Annotated in this window: 21 protein-coding genes; 7 read left to right on the forward strand and 14 right to left on the reverse strand. The window is 70.1% G+C overall.

Annotated elements, in window-relative coordinates; genetic code table 11:
* Positions 1-78: 78 nt before the first annotated feature.
* Positions 79-435 (reverse strand): hypothetical protein, encoded by a 357-nt coding sequence (locus tag F9C12_RS20910; protein WP_409183585.1) that lies wholly within the window; start codon positions 433-435, stop codon positions 79-81.
* 21 nt (positions 436-456) lie between these two features.
* Positions 457-2,133: a 2-succinyl-5-enolpyruvyl-6-hydroxy-3-cyclohexene-1-carboxylic-acid synthase gene (gene menD / locus F9C12_RS20915; RefSeq protein WP_409183586.1), complete on the reverse strand. Its 1,677-nt coding sequence runs from the start codon at positions 2,131-2,133 to the stop codon at positions 457-459.
* 93 nt (positions 2,134-2,226) lie between these two features.
* Here menD and F9C12_RS20920 point away from each other — a divergent pair, with 93 nt between their 5' ends.
* The 3 genes from F9C12_RS20920 (at position 2,227) to F9C12_RS20930 (ending at position 5,269) form a co-directional block, all read left to right on the forward strand.
* The gene (locus tag F9C12_RS20920) at positions 2,227-3,150 is read left to right on the forward strand and encodes a 1,4-dihydroxy-2-naphthoyl-CoA synthase (protein WP_009072022.1); all 924 of its coding nucleotides are present in this window, start codon (positions 2,227-2,229) and stop codon (positions 3,148-3,150) included.
* A 63-nt stretch (positions 3,151-3,213) separates the two neighbouring features.
* Positions 3,214-4,353: an o-succinylbenzoate--CoA ligase gene (gene menE / locus F9C12_RS20925; RefSeq protein WP_409461570.1), complete on the forward strand. Its 1,140-nt coding sequence runs from the start codon at positions 3,214-3,216 to the stop codon at positions 4,351-4,353.
* A 46-nt stretch (positions 4,354-4,399) separates the two neighbouring features.
* Entirely contained in the window at positions 4,400-5,269 is an 870-nt protein-coding gene (locus tag F9C12_RS20930) for a 1,4-dihydroxy-2-naphthoate polyprenyltransferase (RefSeq protein ID WP_409461571.1), read from the forward strand.
* On the opposite strand, the gene F9C12_RS20935 is transcribed toward F9C12_RS20930, so the two are convergent.
* Positions 5,266-6,036: an AraC family transcriptional regulator gene (locus F9C12_RS20935; protein WP_409183589.1), complete on the reverse strand. Its 771-nt coding sequence runs from the start codon at positions 6,034-6,036 to the stop codon at positions 5,266-5,268. The genes F9C12_RS20930 and F9C12_RS20935 overlap by 4 nt on opposite strands.
* Before the next feature lie 87 nt (positions 6,037-6,123).
* Here F9C12_RS20935 and F9C12_RS20940 point away from each other — a divergent pair, with 87 nt between their 5' ends.
* Positions 6,124-6,792 (forward strand): alpha/beta fold hydrolase, encoded by a 669-nt coding sequence (locus tag F9C12_RS20940; RefSeq protein WP_409461572.1) that lies wholly within the window; start codon positions 6,124-6,126, stop codon positions 6,790-6,792.
* A gap of 120 nt (positions 6,793-6,912) precedes the next feature.
* Here the strand turns inward: F9C12_RS20940 and F9C12_RS20945 are convergent, their stop codons facing one another.
* The gene (locus F9C12_RS20945; protein ID WP_409461573.1) at positions 6,913-8,352 is read right to left on the reverse strand and encodes an aldehyde dehydrogenase family protein; all 1,440 of its coding nucleotides are present in this window, start codon (positions 8,350-8,352) and stop codon (positions 6,913-6,915) included.
* A gap of 104 nt (positions 8,353-8,456) precedes the next feature.
* Between F9C12_RS20945 and F9C12_RS20950 the strand changes: the two genes are divergently transcribed.
* Positions 8,457-9,104, forward strand: coding sequence for a TetR family transcriptional regulator (locus tag F9C12_RS20950; protein WP_409183592.1), 648 nt, complete (start codon positions 8,457-8,459; stop codon positions 9,102-9,104).
* On the opposite strand, the gene F9C12_RS20955 is transcribed toward F9C12_RS20950, so the two are convergent.
* Genes F9C12_RS20955 through F9C12_RS20965 form a run of 3 tightly spaced genes read right to left on the reverse strand, consistent with a single transcriptional unit; the run spans position 9,082 to position 10,930 of the window.
* Positions 9,082-10,158, reverse strand: a complete 1,077-nt coding sequence (locus tag F9C12_RS20955; RefSeq protein WP_409183593.1) for a PLP-dependent cysteine synthase family protein — start codon at positions 10,156-10,158, stop codon at positions 9,082-9,084. The genes F9C12_RS20950 and F9C12_RS20955 overlap by 23 nt on opposite strands.
* Positions 10,155-10,445: a DUF4229 domain-containing protein gene (locus F9C12_RS20960; protein WP_409183594.1), complete on the reverse strand. Its 291-nt coding sequence runs from the start codon at positions 10,443-10,445 to the stop codon at positions 10,155-10,157. Before F9C12_RS20960 ends, F9C12_RS20955 begins: the two co-directional genes overlap by 4 nt.
* A gap of 11 nt (positions 10,446-10,456) precedes the next feature.
* Positions 10,457-10,930 (reverse strand): Lrp/AsnC family transcriptional regulator, encoded by a 474-nt coding sequence (locus F9C12_RS20965; protein WP_409183595.1) that lies wholly within the window; start codon positions 10,928-10,930, stop codon positions 10,457-10,459.
* A 362-nt stretch (positions 10,931-11,292) separates the two neighbouring features.
* Between F9C12_RS20965 and F9C12_RS20970 the strand changes: the two genes are divergently transcribed.
* Together F9C12_RS20970 and F9C12_RS20975 are read left to right on the forward strand one after the other, a co-directional pair.
* Positions 11,293-11,505: a BldC family transcriptional regulator gene (locus F9C12_RS20970; protein ID WP_009072010.1), complete on the forward strand. Its 213-nt coding sequence runs from the start codon at positions 11,293-11,295 to the stop codon at positions 11,503-11,505.
* A gap of 294 nt (positions 11,506-11,799) precedes the next feature.
* On the forward strand, positions 11,800-11,979 hold the full coding sequence (locus tag F9C12_RS20975; protein ID WP_409183596.1) for a hypothetical protein: 180 nt from the start codon (positions 11,800-11,802) through the stop codon (positions 11,977-11,979).
* Positions 11,980-12,159: 180 nt separating this feature from the next.
* Here F9C12_RS20975 and F9C12_RS20980 read toward each other — a convergent pair whose 3' ends face one another.
* From F9C12_RS20980 to hemL, 7 genes are all read right to left on the reverse strand, one after another.
* Entirely contained in the window at positions 12,160-13,455 is a 1,296-nt protein-coding gene (locus F9C12_RS20980) for an AAA family ATPase (protein ID WP_409461574.1), read from the reverse strand.
* Positions 13,456-13,540: 85 nt separating this feature from the next.
* Entirely contained in the window at positions 13,541-14,542 is a 1,002-nt protein-coding gene (gene ccsB / locus F9C12_RS20985) for a c-type cytochrome biogenesis protein CcsB (RefSeq protein WP_409183598.1), read from the reverse strand.
* 3 nt (positions 14,543-14,545) lie between these two features.
* Positions 14,546-16,150, reverse strand: a complete 1,605-nt coding sequence (locus F9C12_RS20990; protein ID WP_409183599.1) for a cytochrome c biogenesis protein ResB — start codon at positions 16,148-16,150, stop codon at positions 14,546-14,548.
* Positions 16,147-16,920 (reverse strand): cytochrome c biogenesis CcdA family protein, encoded by a 774-nt coding sequence (locus tag F9C12_RS20995; RefSeq protein WP_409183600.1) that lies wholly within the window; start codon positions 16,918-16,920, stop codon positions 16,147-16,149. Before F9C12_RS20995 ends, F9C12_RS20990 begins: the two co-directional genes overlap by 4 nt.
* Before the next feature lie 271 nt (positions 16,921-17,191).
* Positions 17,192-17,773 (reverse strand): redoxin domain-containing protein, encoded by a 582-nt coding sequence (locus F9C12_RS21000; protein WP_409461575.1) that lies wholly within the window; start codon positions 17,771-17,773, stop codon positions 17,192-17,194.
* Positions 17,770-18,396, reverse strand: a complete 627-nt coding sequence (locus F9C12_RS21005; RefSeq protein WP_409183602.1) for a histidine phosphatase family protein — start codon at positions 18,394-18,396, stop codon at positions 17,770-17,772. The genes F9C12_RS21000 and F9C12_RS21005 overlap by 4 nt, the downstream gene beginning before the upstream one ends.
* A complete protein-coding gene (gene hemL, locus F9C12_RS21010; protein WP_409461576.1) occupies positions 18,393-19,697 on the reverse strand; it encodes a glutamate-1-semialdehyde 2,1-aminomutase in 1,305 nt (434 codons plus the stop codon). Before hemL ends, F9C12_RS21005 begins: the two co-directional genes overlap by 4 nt.
* Positions 19,698-19,774: the final 77 nt, after the last annotated feature.

Genomic DNA, 19,774 nt, shown 5'->3' on the forward strand with positions numbered 1-19,774 from the left:
TGGCCAATGCGACCGAACGTATCCACGCGAGAACCCCACAGGTACGTCCGAACGACGGGTTCTTACCCACTGGGAAGATCACCCGGATTCGGCGATCCACCACGCGATGGCGATCGGAATGCCGTACAGGATCGGGCCCGCGTACAGCCCCGGCCACGGTCCCCAGCCGCGCCGCACGGCCAGCCCGGCCATCGCGAACGACCCGCCGATCGCCGCGAACCAGCCGACCCACGGCAGCGACGCGACCGCCTGCTGCCCGGCCGCGCTGCAGATCGCCCGGCTGTCCCCGGCGAAGCAGTTGTCGCTGGCCATCACCAGAAACGACGAGAAATACGAGCAGACCAGCCCGAGCAGGGCCAGTGCCGCCACCGCCGCGTTGAACCAGGCCCACCGGCCTCGCGGGCGCAGGTCCGCCTCGTGCACGAAATCCCCCATTGTTCACCGGCCCCCGCCGGGTTAAACCGTCCCCACCGCTTCCGCGACCGCGGATTTCAGCCGCGCATGGAGATTCCGGTGCTGCGCCCGGTCCACCCGGACCTCGACCACCCGCAGACCCGGCGCGGGCCGCAACGCGGCACGGAACTCTTCCACCGTCTCAGCCACCACGTGCGGCACCCGGTAGCCCGCGCAGAGCGCACCCAAATCGGCGCCGTGCGGGGTGCCGAAGACCCGCTCGAAGCTCGCCGAGTGTTCCGGCGCGCCCTGCTCCAGCAGCGAGAAAATGCCGCCGCCGTCGTCGTTCAGCACCACGATCGTCAGGTCCGGCAGGTGCTCCGCGGGCCCGGTGAGCAGCCCGGACGCGTCGTGCAGGAACGTCAGGTCGCCAAGCAGCGCGTACGACGGCGCGCGATGCACGGTGGCCGCGCCGATCGCCGTCGACACCGTGCCGTCGATCCCGGCGACGCCGCGGTTGCGGTGCACCAGGACGTCCGGCCGCAGCCGGCCAGCCAGCGCGACATCCCGCGTCGGGTTCGAGGAGCCGACCACCAGCAGTGCGCCTTCCGGCAGCGCGTCGACCAGCTCGGTCGCCACCCGTACGCCGCTCGGCCACGGCTCGGCCGCCAGCGCCGTCGAAACCGCCTGGCTGGCCGCGGCGTCCGCGCGCTGCCAGCTCGCCAGCCACTCCGGGTCGGCGGGCTTCGTCGGTTCGGCGAACCACTGGCCGACCTGGCGGACATTGTGCGCGGGCGCGGGCCAGTCCGAGTCCGGCCGCACCAGCAGCACCTCGACCTCGGGGTCCGACAGCACCTTCTGCACCTGCCGGAAGACGGTCGGCCGGCCGAGGCACAGCACCTGCTCGGGACGGTGCCGCGAGATGAATTCCTCGACGCCCAGCAGCCAGGCGCCGGACGACATCGCGGTCGCGCCGGACAGGCCGAGCCCGCCGGTCTCCGACACCACCGGCCAGCCGTGCTGCTCGGCCCATTCGCTGGCCGCCTGCGCGCCGGTGTCGCACGCGATCACCAGGCCGTGCCGCGCCGAGGGCACCACGAACGAGGGCAGCGCGCCGAAGTCGGGCAGCTCGGTCCAGCGTTCGCCGTCCGGGCGGCCTTCAAGCGATTCGTACCACTCGCCGTCATCGTCTAGATCCGGAACGAGCGGTTCGCGGAACGGGATGTTCAAGTGGACCGGCCCGCAGCGCCACTCGCCGTACGCGGCGTTCCACGCGCGGCAGATCTGGCTGCGCCAGTAGGAGTTCTGCCCGGCCCGGCGTTCGGCCACGGCCAGCTCGTCAAAGTAACGGACCGCGTCGCCGTACAGCTCGTACTGGTTGATCACCTGGCTCGCGCCCGCGGAACGCAGCTCCGGCGGACGGTCGGCGGTGAGCACGATCAGCGGCACGCCAGCCCGGTCGGCCTCCAGCACGGCCGGGTGGAAGTTCGCCGCCGCGGTGCCGGAGGTGCAGACCACCGCCGCCGGACGGCCGGTGCGCGCCGCGATGCCGAGCGCGAGGAACGCCGCGCCGCGCTCGTCGATGCGGACGTGCAGCTGCAGCCGTCCGGACGCGGCGGCGTCGTAGAGCGCGATGGACAGCGGCGCGTTGCGAGATCCTGGACACAACACGACGTGCGAGACGGTGTTGCGGACGAGTTCGTCGACGATGACCCTGGCCTGCGCGGTGGACGGGTTCACCGGCAGGCCCCTGGTAGGGCACCGTCCGACGGGCTCTCCCCGGGGGCGGCGTCAGGCACAGCGATCATGTCCACAGGTCCTATTCTCCCAAACGTGGATGACGCCCGAGTTTCCGAGCTGTTCGACCCCGCCGCCTGGTCCGAGGTCGAAGGGTTCTCCTTCACCGACATCACCTACCACCGTTCGCGAGACGCCCGCTCCGGCAAACGGGTGGTCCGGATCGCTTTCGACCGTCCGGAGGTCCGCAACGCCTTCCGTCCGCACACCGTCGACGAGCTCTACCGGGCGCTCGACCACGCCCGGATGAGCGCGGACGTCGGGTGCGTCCTGCTCACCGGCAACGGCCCTTCGCCGAAGGACGGCGGCTGGGCGTTCTGCTCCGGCGGTGACCAGCGTATTCGCGGACGCTCCGGGTATCAGTACGCGAGCGGGGAGACCTCGGACACGGTGGACCCGGCGCGGGCGGGCCGGCTGCACATCCTCGAGGTCCAGCGCCTGATCCGGTTCATGCCGAAACCCGTGGTCGCCGTGGTTCCGGGCTGGGCGGCGGGAGGCGGGCATTCGCTGCACGTCGTGTGCGATCTCACCCTCGCCTCGGCCGAGCACGCGCGGTTCAAGCAGACCGACGCCGACGTCGGCTCGTTCGACGCGGGCTACGGCTCGGCGGGTCTCGCCCGGCAGGTCGGGCAGAAATTCGCCCGGGAGATCTTCTTCCTCGGCCGCGACTACACCGCCGAGCAAATGCACCGGATGGGCGCGGTCAACGAGGTCGTCCCGCACGCCGAGCTGGAGCGGGTCGCGCTCGAATGGGGCTGGACGATCATCGGCAAGTCGCCGACCGCGCAGCGGATGCTGAAGTACGCGTTCAACGCGATCGACGACGGGCTCGTCGGACAGCAGCTGTTCGCCGGCGAAACCACCCGGCTGGCGTACATGCAGGACGAGGCCGTCGAAGGCCGTGACGCGTTCCTGGAGAAGCGCGATCCGGACTGGTCCGACTACCCGTACTACTACTGACCTGGTGAGTGTTCATCCCGGTTCTAACCGGGATGAACACTCACGACCCCCGCGGAGGCCCCGGTGCACCTTTCCTGGCTAGACGGCAGCGCCGCCGCCCTCACCGCCCTCGACGCGGCCCTCGCGTCCGCCCTCGACGGCGGCCCCGCCGTGCTGCCGTTGAACTCGGCGGATCCGGCGGCCCCGGCGTTGCTCGAAGCGATGGCCCCGGAGCAGCCGGTCGAGCCGGACACCGCCGTGGTGATCGCCACGTCCGGGTCCACCGGAGCGCCGAAGGGGGTGCTGCTGTCGCCGCGCGCGCTCACCGCGTCCGCGACGGCCACGCACGCCCGGCTCGGCGGCCCCGGACACTGGCTGCTCGCCACGCCCGCGCACTACATCGGCGGCCTGCAGGTCCTGATCCGCGCGCGGCTGGCCGGCACGAAACCGGCCTTCCTCACCGGCACCGGCTTCCGTCCGGACGAATTCGCCGCCGCGGCCGCGCCGGTGCTGGCGGAGAACGGGCCGCGCTACACCGCGCTCGTGCCGACCCAGCTAGTCCGGCTGCTCGATGACGGCGGCGCTGGCCTGGCCGCCGCGAAGGCGTTCGACGGCATCATCCTGGGTGCCGCCGCCACGTCCCCGAAGCTGCGCGCACAGGCAGCTGAGGAGGGTGTGCGGATCATCCCCTCGTACGGGATGAGCGAGACCGCCAGCGGGTGCGTCTACGACGGCGTCCCGCTCGACGGTGTGCACGTGGCGCCCGATGCCGATGAGCGGCTGTGGATCTCCGGCCCGGTCCTCTCGCACGGTTACCGGCTCGCCCCGGAACTGACCGCGGAGTCGTTCCGGGACGGCTCTTTCCGCACCTCCGACCGCGGCCGGCTGCTGCCCGACGGACGCGTCGAGGTGCTCGGGCGTGCGGACGACGTCATCAACACCGGCGGGGTCAAGGTGTCCGCCGCCTCGGTCGAACGGCTGCTCGGCGCGCAGCCCGGGGTGCGAGACGCGTGTGTCGTCGGCGTTCCCGATCCGCAGTGGGGCGAGGCGGTGGTCGCGATGGTGGTGGCGTCGTCCTCGGCGGACGCGTTGCGAGCCGCCGTCCGTGCTGAGCTAGGGGCCGCCGCCACCCCGAAACGCATCGAGTTCACCGACGCGCTCCCCTTGCGCGGCCCGGGAAAGATCGACCGGCAGGCCGTGGTCGCCGCCCTCCGAACGCACTGAGCGGGTTCACCGAACGGGTGAAGATCGCATGGCGTTGAATGGACCCATGGCGACAGTCAGTGAGTGGATCGAAGGCGCTCGGCCGAGGACGCTGCCGAACGCGATCGCGCCGGTCGTGGCGGGCGTCGGAGCGGCCATCGCGCTCGACGCGTTCTCCTGGTGGCGTTCGCTGCTCGCTCTGCTGGTCGCGCTGTCGCTGATCATCGGCGTGAACTTCGCCAACGACTACTCCGACGGCATCCGCGGCACCGACGAACACCGCGTCGGCCCGCTGCGCCTGGTCGGCTCCGGCGCGGCGAACCCGAAAGCCGTGCTGCGCGCCGCTCTGACTTCCCTGGGCCTGGCCGGGGTGCTCGGCCTGACGCTCGTCGCGCTGAGCGGTTACTGGTGGCTGCTCGCGATGGGCGCGCTGTGCATCCTCGGCGCGTGGTTCTACACCGGCGGCAAAAAGCCTTACGGCTACTACGGTTTGGGCGAACTCGCGGTCTTCGTGTTCTTCGGCCTGGCCGGGGTCCTCGGCACGGTCTACGTGCAGGCCGGCCGGGTCAGCTGGGACGCACTGGGCTGCGCGGTGGCCGTCGGCTCGTTCTCGATGGCGGTGCTGGTGGCGAACAACCTGCGCGACATCCCCACCGACATCGAGTCCGGCAAGCGCACCCTCGCGACCCGCATGGGCGACGGCGGCACGCGAAAGCTCTACCTGACCCTGGTGACGGTGCCGTACGCGCTCACCGTGCTGATGGGCATCTGGCACCCGCTGCTGTTCATCACCTTGGTCACCGCGCCGCTGCTGCTGAAGCCGGTCAAGGCCGTCGGCGGGGGCGGCAAGGGCCGGGAGCTGATCCCGGCCCTGCGCGACACCGGCATGGCGATGCTGGCCTGGGCGGTGCTGAGCGCGGTCGCGCTGGCGCTCTAGCGGCCGCTCCGGTAACGCCCCGGCGTTGTCCCGATGACGGCGGTGAACGCCGCGATGAAGCCGCTGGGATTGGCCCAGCCGCAAGCGTAAGCAGTGCGGACGGTGTCGTGCCCGTCGGCGAGCAGCACCAGCGCGTGGTAAATCCGCAGCTGCGTACGCCACTCGTAGAAGGTCATGCCGAGTTCGTCATGGAACAGCCTGCTGAGGGTGCGTGCGCTGGCTCCGACCGACTTCCCGAGTTCGGCCAGCGTGGCGTTGTCCGCCGGATTCTCGTGCAGCCTCTCGGCGATCGCCCGCAGCCGGTCGTCCCGGGGCGCGGGCAGCTGCAGCGGCGGGTCGGGTGCTTCGCGGAGTTCGTCGACGAGGACCCGGTGGAGGCGGGCGAGGGCGGAGCCGCGATAGCCGGAGCCCTCGTAATTGCGGGGGCCGGTCAGCGCGAGCAGGACCTCCCGGGCCAGGCCGGAGGTCCGGAACACGGCCGGGCGGTCCGAGACCAGCCGCGCCAAGGACGGCGCGAGAAAGACGATCCGGATGTCGGTGTCGCCGTGGGCGCGGTGGAAATGCGGGAACCCGGCGGGCGTCCAGGCGACCCGGTTGGCGGGGGCGAGCGACGTGCCGTACTCGGTCTGCACGACGAGAACGCCGCGGGCCGCGTAGACGAGGTGTCCCCGCTCGTGTGACTGCAGCTCGCTCGTTTCACCGGACGGCCAGAGGTGTCTGCCACCAGAGGGCCACAGGTACGAAGTGGTTTGGCGGGGAACGGGCATCGGTTGGCATTCTAGCGTTACCGAGCCATCCGGAATCCTTGAAAAGCTTTCTCTCGAAGAAATCGTTGCGGTCCAAGGGAGAAATGCATGTCGACGTTCGTTCTCGTGCCAGGTGCGTGGCACGGCGGCTGGGTGTTCGACCCGGTGACGCCGTTTCTGGAGCGTTCCGGGCACACCGTGCACGCCTTGACTCTGACCGGTCTGCGGCCGGACGACGACGCCGCGACAGTCGCGAGCGCCAACCTCGACACCCACGCCGACGACGTCCTCGCCCTCCTCGACCGCACCGGCGTTGCCGACGCGACACTCGTCGGCCACAGCTACGGCGGGCTGGTGATCGCTGCCGCGGCCGACCGAGCCGGCGGCCGGGTTTCCCGGGTCGTGCACCTCGACGGCTACGTGCCCAGCGACGGCGACTCGTGCTGGTCATCGACCAGCGAGGCGTACCGGCAGGCGTTCGCAGCCGGGGCCGTGGACACCGGCTACGCCGTCCGCCCGCCCGAACGCGACGGCCGGGATCCGCGCCGCCGTCCTCATCCGCTCGCCTCGCTGCTCCAGACGGTTCGGCTCACCGGGGAGTTCGCCAAGGTTCCCCGGCGCGAGTTCGTTTACTGCTCCGGCTGGGAAGGCACGCCCTTCACCGGACTCCGGAACCGGCTCGAGGCCGACCCGCAGTGGCAGGTCCACGTCCTCCCGACCGGCCACAACGCGATGTACGACGACCCGGAAGCCGTCGCGAAACTGCTGAACGACTAACCCTCGAACCGGCCGGTGAGCAGGAACTCGTCGAACCGCGCCCGGCTGGTCGATCCCCTGCTCGCCGAGCCGTTCCTCCGAAGCCGGTCAGGGCCGCTGGCGGTGCTGGGCGCAGCCCCGCTAGCGGCCCACCGCGATCGCCTGCCACTCCACGAACTCCGCCAGCCCGTGCGAGCCGTACTCGCGACCGACCCCGCTCGCCTTGAACCCGCCGAACGGCGCGCTCCCGTGCCGCGGCGCGCCGTTGACGTGGAACGTTCCCGTGCGGACCGCACGCGCGATCTCGACCCCGTGTTCCGCGTCCGCCGTCCACACGCCGCCGCTGAGGCCGTAGTCGGAGTCGTTCGCGAGCTGGATCGCCTCCTCTTCGGTGTCGAACGGGATCACCACGAGCACCGGCCCGAAGATCTCTTCGCGCGCGATCCGCATATCGTTCGTGACGTCGGCGAACACCGTCGGGCGCACGTAAAACCCGTTCGCCAGCTCGGGATCCGCGAGCGGCTCGGGTCCGCCGGCCGCGATCCGCGCGCCCTCTTCGACGCCTTGCCGCAGGTAGGAAAGCACGCGCTCGTACTGGTCCTGCCGCACGATCGGCCCGACGAACGTGTCCGGTTTCGCCGGGTCGCCGACCACGAGCCCGTTCGCCATGTCCGCGAGCGCGGCCACGATCTCGGCATACCGCTCGCGGGCCGCCAAGATCCGCGTGTGCGCCACGCACATCTCGCCGTTGTTGGCGAACGTCGCGCTCCGGATGCCTTCGGCGACGGTTTTCGGGTCCGCGTCCGCGAGCACGATCGCCGCGGACTTGCCGCCGAGTTCCAGCCCGACCCGCTTGAGCTGCTGGCCGGCGAGCGACGCGATCCGCCGCCCGGCCGCCGTCGAACCGGTGAACGCGATCTTGTCCACGCCGGGGTGCGTCACCAGGTGCTCGCTCACGTCGCGGTCCGCCGCGAACACGCTCACCACCCCCTCGGGGAACCCGGCCTGCTCGAAGATCTCCGCCAGCACCATCGCGTCGAGCGCCGTTTCCGGCGCCGCCTTCAACAACACCGGATTGCCCGCCAGTAGCGCCGGAATGAGCTTCACCAGCGCGGCCGAATGCGGCGAGTTCCACGGGATCACCGCCGCCACCACGCCGACCGGCGCGGCCCGCACGAGCGTCCGGTTGCCCGCCTCGTCGATCAGCGTCTCCTCCCAGGAGAACTCGCGCGCGATCTCGAGCCACGCGGCCGTGCGCTCCGGGAGGTTGTGCTGCGTCCAGCCGGTGAACCAGCTCGGCGAGCCATTTTCCGCGGTGATCAGCTCGGCGATCTCGTCCGCGCGAGCGGCGTGGAGTTCGTTGAACCGCTCGACCAGCCGCAACCGCTCGGCTAGCGGAGTTCTCCCCCACGGTTCGACCGCCCGCCGAGCCGCCGCCACCGCACGGTCGACGTCCGCGGTCGCGGCTTTCGGAGCACGCCCCACCAGCGAGCGGTCGTGCGGCGAACGGATTTCGAAGGCACCGGTCGTCGCGGGTTCGGTCCAGCGGCCGCCGAGGAAAAGCTGGTCATAGGTGCGCATCGGGATCTCCTGCCGAGGTTAACGGAACACTGCTCTCTTGTTCTCGAAGCTAACAGCACACTGTTCTTTTATCAAGAGAGCAGTGCTCTGTTACACTCCGGGACGTGTCCGACTTCCAGCGCGCCCGCAGTCCCGAGCAGGTGGAAGCCCGCCGCGAGGCGATCCTCGACGCGGCCGAAGAGCTGATGACGGAGTCGTCTGTCAGCGAGGTCAGCATGCGCGAGCTGGCCCGCCGAGTAGGCCTGTCGGCGTCGAACGTCGCGCGCTACTTCCCTACCCGCGAGGCGGTCTACCTGGAGGTGCTCGACCGTGCCCGCGGCGCGTGGCTCGACTCGCTCACCCTCGACGGCGATCTGTCGGAGGTCGCCGCGACCCTCGCCCGTTCACTCGCGACGCGACCGATGCTGTGCGAACTGATCAGCGTGCTGGCGAACGTGCTGGAGCGCAACGTCTCGACGGAGATCGCGCGGGATTACAAGCTGCGGTCGGCGAAGCACAACGCCCGCACCGCCGACCTGCTGCACGCCGCGCTGCCCGGCCTTTCCGCGGAGACCGCGCAGGAACTGTCGTCCGCGATCTTCATGTTCACCGCGGGAATGTGGCCGCTGGCGCACCCGAACGAAGCCGTCCGGGAAGCCATCAAGGACCCGCGCCTTGCCGGCTCCCGCCTCGACTTCGAGGACCGGTTGCGCCGCTTGATAGTCGTGCTGACGCTGGGCTACCAGGAGGCTAGGCGTCGAACCGGCCAGTGAGCAGGAACTCGTCGAACCGAGCCCGGTACGGCGCGAGGTCGATCCCCTGCTCGGCGAGCCATTCGTCGGAGTAGTACGTGTTCGCGTACCGCTCGCCGCCGTCGCACAGCAGCGTCACCACCGAACCCGCCTGACCTTCCGCAAGCATCCGCGAGATCAGCTTGAACGCGCCGTACAGGTTGGTCCCAGTCGAACCGCCCGCCCAGTGCCCGGTGCGCTCGCGCAGCAACCGGATCGCGGCCAGGGAACCGGCGTCGGGCACCTGGAACATCTCGTCGATCACGCCGGGCACGAACGACGGTTCGCAGCGCGGCCGCCCGATGCCCTCGATCCGCGACGGCATCCCGGTCGCGTAGTCCAGCGCACCGGTTTCCCAAGCCCCGTAGAACGACGAGTTTTCCGGGTCCACCACGCAAATCTTCGTGGTGTGCCGCTTGTACCGGACGTAGCGGCCGAACGTCGCGCTCGTCCCGCCGGTACCCGCTCCGACGACGATCCACGACGGCACCGGATGGCGTTCGGCGCGCATCTGCGCGAACACCGATTCGGCGATGTTGTTGTTGCCGCGCCAGTCCGTCGCGCGCTCGGCATAGGTGAACTGGTCGAGGTAATGCCCGTTGCACTCGGCGGCCAGCCGCTCGGCCTCCGGGTACATCGCCGGCGCCGCGTCGACGTAGTGGCATTCGCCGCCGTAGAACTCGATGAGCGCGATCTTTTCCTTGCTCGTCCGCCGCGGCACGACGGTCACGAACCGCAAGCCGAGCATCCGCGCGAAGTACGCCTCGGACACCGCGGTCGAGCCGCTGGACGCCTCGACCAGCACGGTGTCCGGCCCGATCTGGCCGTTGACCAGGCCGTACAGGATCAGCGAGCGCGCCAGCCGGTGCTTGAGCGAGCCGGTCGGATGCACCGACTCGTCCTTCAGGTAAAGGTCGATGCCCCATTCCGGAGGCAGCGGGAAAACGTGCAGGTGAGTGTCGGCGCTGCGGTTGGCGTCGGCCTCGATGATCCGGACGGCTTCGCGGACCCAGGCGCGGCTGTGCGGTTTGCTCATGCCGCGGAGTCGTCGGCCGGGGTCTCGCCGCGCAGCTGCGACCGCAGCTGGGCCCGAGCACGCGCGCGGGATTCGTTGCGCTTGGCCAGCCCGGCCGTCACGCGCTGGTTCAGGCCGCGCAGGAGCAGCAGGCCGAGCGGAAGGCCGACGACGAGCCCGATCAGCAACGCGACCAGCAGCGGCACGCCGACCAGCGAAAGCACGACCGCGACCACCGCGACGAGCGCGAACCGCGCGATCAAGTACACCGTCAGGTCACGGGGCAGATTGTCCGGTGTCTCGCTCACACCGAAACAGGCTACGCCCCGCTCGCCGGGTCTTCGTCCAGGCCCGCGTTGTTGGGGCGGCCCTCGAACCGGGTGGAGAGCACCACTGTCGTATTGGTGCGGCCGACGCCCGGGATGCGGCGGAGCCTGCCGAGGGTGAGTTCCAGCTCGTCCACCGTGGAAACGCGCACCTTGACGACGAAGGCCTCGTCGCCCGCGACCGCGTAACAGCTCTCCACCTCGGGCAGTTCGCCGAGCGCGGCGGCGACGTCCTCGTCCGTGGCGGTGTCGGTGGGATGGATGCCGACCAGCGCGGTGACGCCGAGGCCGACCGTGTTCGGGTCGACCATCGCGTGGTACCCGGTGATCACGCCCGCCGCCTCGAGCTTCCCGACGCGTTCGTGCACCGACGACGCGGAGAGCCCCACCGTCCGGCCGAGGTCGGCGTAGGTAGCCCGGCCGTTGGCCCGCAGCTCGGCGATGATCTTCCGGTCCAGCTGATCCACCGGCTCATTATGCGGCGCGCCCGCGCGGGAGGCGCATCCCGGTAGGCCCCGGATTGTCTCCTGCGTCACAGCAACCTCAGCGCCGGAAGCCGCCAAGACCCGGCCTTTGCGTGGTCTTTACCCGGATCGCGCCGCGGTTGGTCGGAAAATGCCTGGTCAGCGGGGCGCGAACGGGCCCGGAGCAATCCTGAGAATCTGCTGAGTTATGTCCCTTTTGCACTTTAAGGGCTCTTTACCCAAGGACAACCGTTCGAGTACCCGACGGGTGAAGTGCCACGATTGCCGCGTTGGCCACCCGGGCGCGACGGGCGAAATCGCCCGATGCCCCCGGTATAGCAAGTTGGGCGTTAAGGAGGCGGAAAATGACCGCAACCATGGGCGGACGGTTGCTCACCCCGGGTGAGGTGGCCGCTCTGTTCCGGGTCGACCCGAAGACCGTGACCCGCTGGGCCACCGCGGGCCGCATCGGCTCGATCCGGACGCCGGGCGGACACCGCAGGTTCCGCGAGTCCGAGGTGAACGACCTGCTGGCCGAACTCACCACGGACGCCAGCGAGCCGACCCGCAAGATCTGACCCGCTAGATCTGACCCGCGGGTCTCGCAGTACGCCGAAGGGTCGTGACTGGCAAGGGGTGCCTCCGCATCGCTTGCCAGTCACGACCCTTCTGTGTTTGATCGCGCCGACTCCGTCGTCGCGGCGAGATCGCCGGGGAGCCGGTTTCTTCCCTCCCGATCCGCCCGGCCTGGGGGCCGGTCGAATCGCTCAGTCCAGAAACCGGCGCGATCTCGCGGCATGGCCGCGGAGAACTTCCCTGAACCTGGATTGCGGCTAATGTGGAGGGCCAGCACAACGGAAGGACCCCGGGGCATGATTCCTTTGCTCGCAGCGGTGGGCGCGATCACCATCGCCGTTCTGTTGTGGCGGGCACTCGGCGCGCAGCGGATCAGCGTGCCGCAGCGCCGCCCGGCCGTCGCTCCCGACGACGATCCCGAATTCCTGCGCAAGCTCTCCGAGCAGCAGCGCAACCGCCGAGACGAGACCGACTGAATTTGATTGCCCCGGCTTCGCCGGGGCGCCGAGATCGCCGGGGAGCTGGTTTCTTCCCTCCCGATTCGCCCGGCCTGGGGGCCGGTCGAATCGCTCAGTCCAGAAACCAGCGCGATCTCGGGTCTTGGGTGCGGAGCCTGAGCGGGCGATCAAACCCTGCGGGGGTGGTTAGCCCCGCGATCAAACCCGTCCGCTGAAGCCGTCCGCGACCGTCGCGGCCAGTTCCAGCAGCGCCAGCCGGGTGTCCCCGCCCAGGCGCTCCAGTTCGATCTCCGCGCCTTCTTCCAGGTGCGCGTCGAACGGGATCCGGCACACCGAGCGCACCTTCGCGCCGAAGTGCGCGGCCAGCTTGTCCAGGTCCACGGAACTGCCCTTCGGGCGCACCGAGTTGATCACCACGACCGAGCGTTTCACCAGGTCGCCGTAGCCGTGCGCCTCCAGCCAGTCCAGGGTCGCCGAGGCGCTGCGGGCGCCGTCGACCGAACCTGAGGACACCACCACCAGCGCATCGGCGACGTCGAGGACGCCCTTCATCGCCGAGTGCATCAAACCGGTGCCGCAGTCGGTGAGCACGATGTTGTAAAAGTGCTCGAGCAGGTTCACCGTGCGCCGGTAATCGGTCTCGGAGAACGCCTCCGACACCGCCGGGTCCTGTTCGCTGGCCAGGATTTCCAAGCGGCTCGAGCCCTGCGACGTGTACGACCGGACGTCGCTGTAGCGCGTGATCTTGTCCGCGTCCCGCAGCAGGTGCCGGACGGTCGCGGTGGTCTCGATGGCGATCTTCTGCGACAGCGTCCCGCGGTCCGGGTTCGCGTCCACCGCCACGACCCGGTCGCCGCGCAGGGACGCGAACGTCGCGCCGAGCGTGGTCGTGGTCGTGGTCTTGCCGACGCCGCCCTTGAGGCTCAGCATCGCGATCTTGTAGCACCCGCGCAGCGGCTGGTTGACCCGCGCGATCAGCTCGCGCCGGCGCGTGTCCGCGGGGCTTTCGCCCGGGTTGATCAGCTTGCCGCTGCCCAGGTACACCGCCTTGCGCCAGCCGGACTGCGGCGTGCGCTTCTGCTGCTTCACCAGGTGCGCGGTGGCCAGTTCGTCCGCGCTGGACGCGGGCTGCGGCAGCCCCTGCGCGGCGGCGGGAGCGCCCGGCATCGGCACCGCGCCCGGGGCGGGAACCGGCGTGCCTGCCGGAGCGGCGGGCTGCTGGTACCCCGGCGGCACGGCGTGCTGTGGCTGCTGCACGGGAGGCTGCAGCGGCGGCAGGTTCTGGTCGTAGTGCGGCTGGTAGCCGCCCGGCTGCGGCAGCGGCTGGTACGCGCCCTGCGGCGGCGGATCGACGACCTGCGTCGGCTGCGCGTCGTACGGCCCGGTGCCGGGGTGCGGCGTCGAATCGGTGCGTTCCTCGGAGAACATGGCAGCCGGTTCCTGGGCCTGCTCGGACTGCTGTTCGCCGGCAGTCTCTTCACTGGGTCCGGTCACCGTTGCCAACCTCCCGGGTACGTCGAAGGGCCCCTGACGACGACGGTAGTCGCCCGGGGCCCGGTCCGGGTGGCGGACCCCCGGCTCAGCTCACTCCGGCGTAGGAATGCAGTCCGACGGTCACCAGGTTGACGAAGAACAGGTTGAAGATCGTCGCGGCGAACCCGACGATGTTGATCACCGCCGCGCGGGTGCCGCGCCAGCCCGCGGTGGCCCGGGAGTGCAGGTATGCCGCGTAGATGACCCACGCGATGAACGCGACGGTCTCCTTCGGGTCCCAGCCCCAGAACCGGCCCCACGCCGCCTCGGCCCACACCGCGCCGCACAGCACGCCGAAAGTGAAGATCGGGAACGCCACGATCGTGGCCCGGTAGGCGATCCGGTCGAGCACGTCGGCGGCGGGCAGCTTCGGGCCGAACTTGGCGAACTTCGCCGGGTCGCGGTCGTGCGCGGTGCGGAAGAGGTACAGCACGCTCGCCACGCCGGGCACCAGGAACACGCCGGAGCCGATGATCGCCGCGGACACGTGGATCACGAGCCAGTACGACTGCAGCGCGGGCACGACCGGCGCGGCCACCGTGTACAGCATCGTGCCGTTGACGAACATCAGGATCACGACGGGCAGCAGCAGGAAACCGGTGAGGTGGCGGACCGGGAACTTCTTGATCACCACGAGCCAGGCGACGACGGTGATGAAGGTGACCGCCATGCCGTACTCGTACATGTTGCCCCACGGCGCGCGGTGCACCGCGAGTCCGCGCAGCACGATCGCCGACAGCTGCAGCAGCGCGCCGAGCACGAGCAGCGCCGCGCCCATCCGGCCGATCCGCTCGGCGCGGCCGACCGCGCGCGGGGCTTCCGGCTCGACCGGTGCGTCGCCGTCCTCGATCGCGGAGTCGGCGGCATCGTCGGAGTCCGGTCCGCCCGCGCCGACCAGCACGCGCTGGCGGCTGCGCTCGGCGGCGAGCCTGCCCTTGGCCCCGAACGCCTGCTCGAAGAGCGTGAACAGCAGCGCCAGCACGTAAATCGCCACTGTCGTCGTGTACAGCAGGTCGCTGTACTGCGAGAGAGTCTCGTTGATTTCCATGCCTCAGCTGCCCTTCCGGCCCGTGACCAGCCGTTCGCTGATCCGCTGGAATTCCTCGCCGTATCCGGCTTGATCCGTGCGCGCGAGCCCCGCGACCTCGATCACGGTACTCGCGCCGCCGTCCTTGCCCGGTCGCACCCGCACCCAGACGCGACGCCGCTTGACCAGCAGCGATGCCCCGAGTCCGGCGAACATCACGATCGCGAAGCCGAGCACGTAGCCCTGCGTCGGATCGTGTGAAATCTGCAGGTTGACCCATTTGTTGACGCCGTCGAACCGCACCTTCGTGCCGTCGTCGAGCGTCAGTTCCTGGCCGACCGCGAGGTTCTTGCGGGCGACCCGCTTGAGCCGGCCGTCCTGGACGCGGGACTGGTCGACCGAGAACACCGACTGGCCGCGGCCCGCGTCGAGACCGAGGTCGCCGCGCAGCACGTCGACCGCGACCATCGGGTTGTTCAGCTGCGGCGCGGTCGAGGTGAGCACGCCGCCGTGGATGAACGACGACGGCGCGAAAAGCCCGGTGATCGCGAGCTGCTTGGTGCGCCGCTGGATCTCGTCGGTGATGCCGGGCTGGTCGAACTTCGTCGCGCCCTCGGACAGCATCGTCGCCGGGTTGCTGTACATCCACTGGGTGTTCTGGGTGCGCTTCTCGCCGTTCGGGAAGGTCACCGTGAACTGCGGCGAATAACCGTTGCCCAGCAGGTAAACCCGGTCGCCCGCGGTGCGCAGCGGCTCGTTGACCTCGAGGTCGTAGGGCTTCCACGCGCCGGTCTGCAGGTCCTCGCCGGACTGGTACTCGATGTGCGAGTGGTAGTAGTCGGCCTGGTTCGTGGCGGTGTAGCGGGCGGTGAAGTCGTTTACCTTCACGCAGAACGGGTCGAGGTCGGTGCCGTCGACGCGCAGGCCGGCCTCGAAAGAGTCGTAGTTGTAGATGCCCGAGTTGCAGAACTGGCCGCCGTTGGCCTGCACGATGACCTGGCCCTCGTAGCTGTAGAGCTTGCCGAGGGCGAAGAAGACGATCAGGCCGAGCATGCCGAAGTGGAAGAGCAGGTTGCCGGTCTCGCGCAGGTAGCCGCGTTCGGCCGACACGCTGAACCCGCCGCCGTCCTCCTCGCGCTCGACGCGCCGCCAGCCGGACAGCTGCTTGCGCACGTCCTCGCGGATCGTCTCCGGCGTACGCGCGGTGCGGGCGATCCGGTGGTGCGGCATGCGGGCGAGATTGCGCGGCGTCAGCACCGGCTTCGCCCGCATCTGCTTGAGGTACTCGAAGCTGCGCGGCGTCAGGCAGCCGACCAGCGAGATCATCAGCAGCAGGTAAATCGCGGAGAACCAGACGCTGGAGTAGACGTCGTAGAACTCCAGCTTGTCGAGCAGCGAACCCCACCAGCCGTGCGCGCTGATGTATTCGTCGACCTTCGGCGCGTTCAGCCGCCGCTGCGGCAGCAACGCGCCGGGCAGCGCGGCGAGCGCCAGCAGGAACAGCAGCACCAGGGCGGTGCGCATCGAGGTCAGGCCGCGCCAGGTGTTGCGCAGGAACGCGAGGAACTGCTTGGCCGCGGACGGCCGGTACGGCTTCGGGTTCTTCGGGGGCGCTTCGGTAGTGGTCACAGCGGCAGCTCGAGATCGGAGGCGACGGAGTTGCGGAGCCAGCCCATGACGTCTCCCCACAGCCCGGTGACCAGCAGGATGCCGACCACCATCAGCAGCGCCCCGCCGAAGATCTGCACGCGGCGGCCGTTGCGGCGGAGCCAGTCGGTGGCGCGCACGGCCCAGCGGGCGCCGAGCGCGATCAGCAGGAACGGGACGCCGAGGCCGAGGCAGTAGACGAGCACCAGCACGTACCCGCGGACCGCGGCCCCACCGGTGGCGCTGGCGAGACTGGTGACGGCCGAGAGCGTCGGCCCGATGCACGGCGTCCAGCCGAGCCCGAAGACCGCGCCCAGCACCGGCGCGCCCCACAGCCCGCCGCCGGGCACGTGGTGCGAGCGGACCTCGCGCTGCAGCCCGGGGATCCAGCCGAGGAAGACCAGGCTCATCAGGATGGTGAGGATGCCGCCGATGCGCTGCAGCAGATCCTCGTTGACCAGCAAGGTGTTCGCGAGCCAGACCAGCGTGCCCATGGTCGCGACGAACACCACGGTGAACCCGAGCACGAACAGCGCCGCCGCGCCGAGGACGGCGTAGCGGCCCTTCTTGCGCTCCTCGCCGTCGCGCACCGCCGGGGCGTCTGCGCCAACGAGAGCCGCGAGGTAGGCGAGGTACCCGGGCACGAGCGGCACCACGCACGGCGACGCGAACGAGATGGCCCCGGCCACCAGCGCGACACCCGCGGCGAGCAGCAGCGGCCCGGAGAGCGCCAGCTCGGACACGGAGTTCACGCACTTGAGAGTAGGCAGTGAGCTGGACGTGAGGCGGGCGGGGCCCGCTCACAGGACCAACGCCACAACGGGGCCGGGACCTTCGTCCTGCCTCGTGAGTGTCTCGTGAGTGGCGTTGCCGGTTCTAACCGGGATAGCCGCTCACGACGAGCCCAGGCCGGGGACCTGGCGCGCGGGTGCCTCGCCTCGCGGGCCTGCGCGTGCGGCTAGGGCGGGGCTTGGGGCTGGTGAGTGTTTATCGCGGTTCTAACCGCGATAAACACTCACGAGGCTATTTCTCCGCGCTGAGCCGCTGCACCACCGGGACCAGGTCGGAAGCCAGCACCTGCCGCAGGAAGACCGCCGCTACCCGGTGCTGTTTGTCGAGCACCAGCGTCGACGGGATGATGTTGCGCGGGTATCCGGCCAGCTGCAGCAGCACGCGGCCGGACGGGTCCCAGATCGACGGGTAGGTCAGGCCGCGGTCGCGCACGAAGTCCTGGGCCACCTGGCGGGCCGGGTCGCGCACGTCGAGGCCGATCACCTGGGCGCCGAGCGGGGCGATCTGCTTGCTCGCGGTCTCCAGCTCGGGCGCTTCGGCGCGGCACGGGCCGCACCACTGGCCCCACAGGTTGATCACCAGCGGCTTGCCGGGGAAGTCCTCGATCGAGAGCTGTTTGCCCTCGTGCATCAGGTCGTCGCCGGCCAGCGCCGGGGCCTTCTGGCGCTCGTTCACCGGGTACGTGATGTCGACCTTGCCGCCGGGCGAGACGAAGGTGAAGGTGCCGCCCGAGACGACCGCGTCCTTGCCGGTCGAGCAGCCCGTCACGACGAGCGCGGCGGCCAGCACCATCCCGAGCAGCCGCCGTTTCATGCGCCGGTCACCTTGGGGTCGGTGGTGCCCGCGGGCTCGCTGTAGACGATCTCCAGCAGCTGTTCGCCGTCGAACACCAGGCTGGTGAGCGACGCGAGCGAGCACTGCCGCTGCCGCGGGTCGTGCCACAGCCGCTTCGCTTCGAGGAAGCGGCGAAGCGTCCAGATCGGCAGCTGGTGCGACACGCACAGTGCTTCGCGCCCTTCGGCCTTTACGCGGGCACGGTGCACCGCGCCGAGCATGCGGTGGGCGATCTCGACGTACGGCTCGCCCCACGACGGCTTGAACGGATTCACCAGGTGCGGCCACGCTTTCGGCTGCCGCAACGCTCCGTCGCCCACGGCCACGCGCTGGCCCTCGAAGACGTTCGCCGCTTCGATGAGACCTTCGTCAGTCGCGATGTCGAGACGGTGCGCGCCCGCGATCGGTGCCGCAGTCTCCTGCGCACGCTGAAGCGGCGAAGCGACGACGTACGCGAGGTCGTGCCCAGCCAGCGACTCCGCGACGGTGAGCGCCTGACGCTGCCCGCGCTCCGACAGCCGGAAGTTCGGCAGCCGCCCGTAGAGGATCTGCTCCGGGTTGTGGACTTCACCGTGCCGCAGCATGTGCACGACGGTGGTCATGGGCGAACCGCCTCAGCCGCCGCGCGCGCCGCAGCGGGCAACGCGGCTTCGATGACCGCGAACGCTTCGTCGTCCATCGCGGCGTTCACGAACCATGCCTCGTACGGGCTCGGCGGCGGGTACACGCCCGCTTCGAGCAGCGCGTGGAAGAACGCCGGGAAGCGCCACGTCTCGGTGGCCTGCGCGTCCGCGTAGTTGCGTACGGGCTTGTCGGTGAAGAAGACGCTCACCAGGTTGCCCGCGAACTGCACAGTGTGCGTGACGCCTGCTTCGCTGAGCGCCTTGTCGAAAAGCCCGCCGAGCCGCTTCGCGTTGGCGTCGAGCTTCGCGTACACAGCGTCGTCGGCTTCGCGCAGCGCGGTGAGACCCGCAGCGACCGCCACCGGGTTACCGGACAGCGTGCCCGCCTGATAGACGGGACCGCCGGGCGCGAGCTTCGCCATGATGTCCGCGCGGCCGCCGAACGCCGCGGCGGGCAGCCCGCCGGACATCACCTTGCCGAACGTGTAGAGGTCGCCGGCCACGCCTTCGAGGCCGAACCAGCCGGCGCGCGAAACGCGGAAGCCGGTCATCACCTCGTCCATGATCAGCAGCGCGCCGTTTTCGTGCGCGAGGTCACGCAGTGCGGCGTTGAAACCGGGATCCGGCGGCACCGCGCCCATGTTGCCCGCGGCCGCTTCGGTGATCACCGCGGCGATCTGGCCCTCGTTCTCCGCGAAAGACTTCCGCAGCGCGGCAAGGTCGTTGTACGGCAAGACAATCGTGTCCGCGGCCTGCGCGCCGGTGACGCCCGGCGAAGTCGGCAGGCCGAGCGTCGCGACACCGGAACCGGCTTCGGCGAGCAGCGCGTCGACGTGGCCGTGGTAGCACCCGGCGAACTTGACGATCTTGGCCCGGCCGGTGAAACCGCGAGCCAGCCGGATGGCGCTCATCGTGGCTTCGGTGCCGGAGTTGACCAGCCGCACCTGCTCGACCGGACCGACCCGGCCGATGATCTCCTCGGCCAGTTCGACCTCGCCGATCGTCGGCGTGCCGAAGGACAGCCCGTGTTCCGCGGCCGCGCGGGCGGCGGCCACCACCTTCGGGTGCGCGTGCCCGAGGATCATCGGACCCCACGAGGAGACGAGGTCGACGTAGCGGTTGCCGTCGGCGTCCCACAGATACGGGCCCTCGCCGCGGACCATGAACCGCGGCGTGCCGCCGACCGAGTTGAAGGCGCGCACCGGCGAGTTCACCCCGCCCGGAACGGCCGCCTTGGCGCGTGCGAACCATGCTTTGGACTGCTCGGTGCCAGTGCTCACCGTCCCAGTCTTGCAAATCCTCCGTTCGGGTGTCGGCGGCGCCCAAGCTGCCACCCGTTTGCCACCCGGCACACCGG

Origin of the sequence: Amycolatopsis sp. GA6-003, from assembly GCF_046267895.1 — a bacterium.
Taxonomy (GTDB): Bacteria; Actinomycetota; Actinomycetes; order Mycobacteriales; family Pseudonocardiaceae; genus Amycolatopsis.

What these genes read in the sequence shown, in the direction of transcription:
- F9C12_RS20910 (WP_409183585.1), bottom strand. Translation starts at nt 435, where the DNA reads ATGGGGGATTTCGTGCACGAGGCGGACCTGCGCCCGCGAGGCCGGTGG.
- F9C12_RS20935 (WP_409183589.1), bottom strand. Translation starts at nt 6,036, where the DNA reads ATGCCCGTTCCCCGCCAAACCACTTCGTACCTGTGGCCCTCTGGTGGC.
- F9C12_RS20975 (WP_409183596.1), top strand. Translation starts at nt 11,800, where the DNA reads ATGATTCCTTTGCTCGCAGCGGTGGGCGCGATCACCATCGCCGTTCTG.
- F9C12_RS20940 (WP_409461572.1), top strand. Translation starts at nt 6,124, where the DNA reads ATGTCGACGTTCGTTCTCGTGCCAGGTGCGTGGCACGGCGGCTGGGTG.
- F9C12_RS20970 (WP_009072010.1), top strand. Translation starts at nt 11,293, where the DNA reads ATGACCGCAACCATGGGCGGACGGTTGCTCACCCCGGGTGAGGTGGCC.
- F9C12_RS20945 (WP_409461573.1), bottom strand. Translation starts at nt 8,352, where the DNA reads ATGCGCACCTATGACCAGCTTTTCCTCGGCGGCCGCTGGACCGAACCC.
- F9C12_RS20955 (WP_409183593.1), bottom strand. Translation starts at nt 10,158, where the DNA reads ATGAGCAAACCGCACAGCCGCGCCTGGGTCCGCGAAGCCGTCCGGATC.
- ccsB (WP_409183598.1), bottom strand. Translation starts at nt 14,542, where the DNA reads ATGGAAATCAACGAGACTCTCTCGCAGTACAGCGACCTGCTGTACACG.
- F9C12_RS20930 (WP_409461571.1), top strand. Translation starts at nt 4,400, where the DNA reads ATGGCGACAGTCAGTGAGTGGATCGAAGGCGCTCGGCCGAGGACGCTG.
- F9C12_RS21000 (WP_409461575.1), bottom strand. Translation starts at nt 17,773, where the DNA reads ATGAAACGGCGGCTGCTCGGGATGGTGCTGGCCGCCGCGCTCGTCGTG.
- F9C12_RS21005 (WP_409183602.1), bottom strand. Translation starts at nt 18,396, where the DNA reads ATGACCACCGTCGTGCACATGCTGCGGCACGGTGAAGTCCACAACCCG.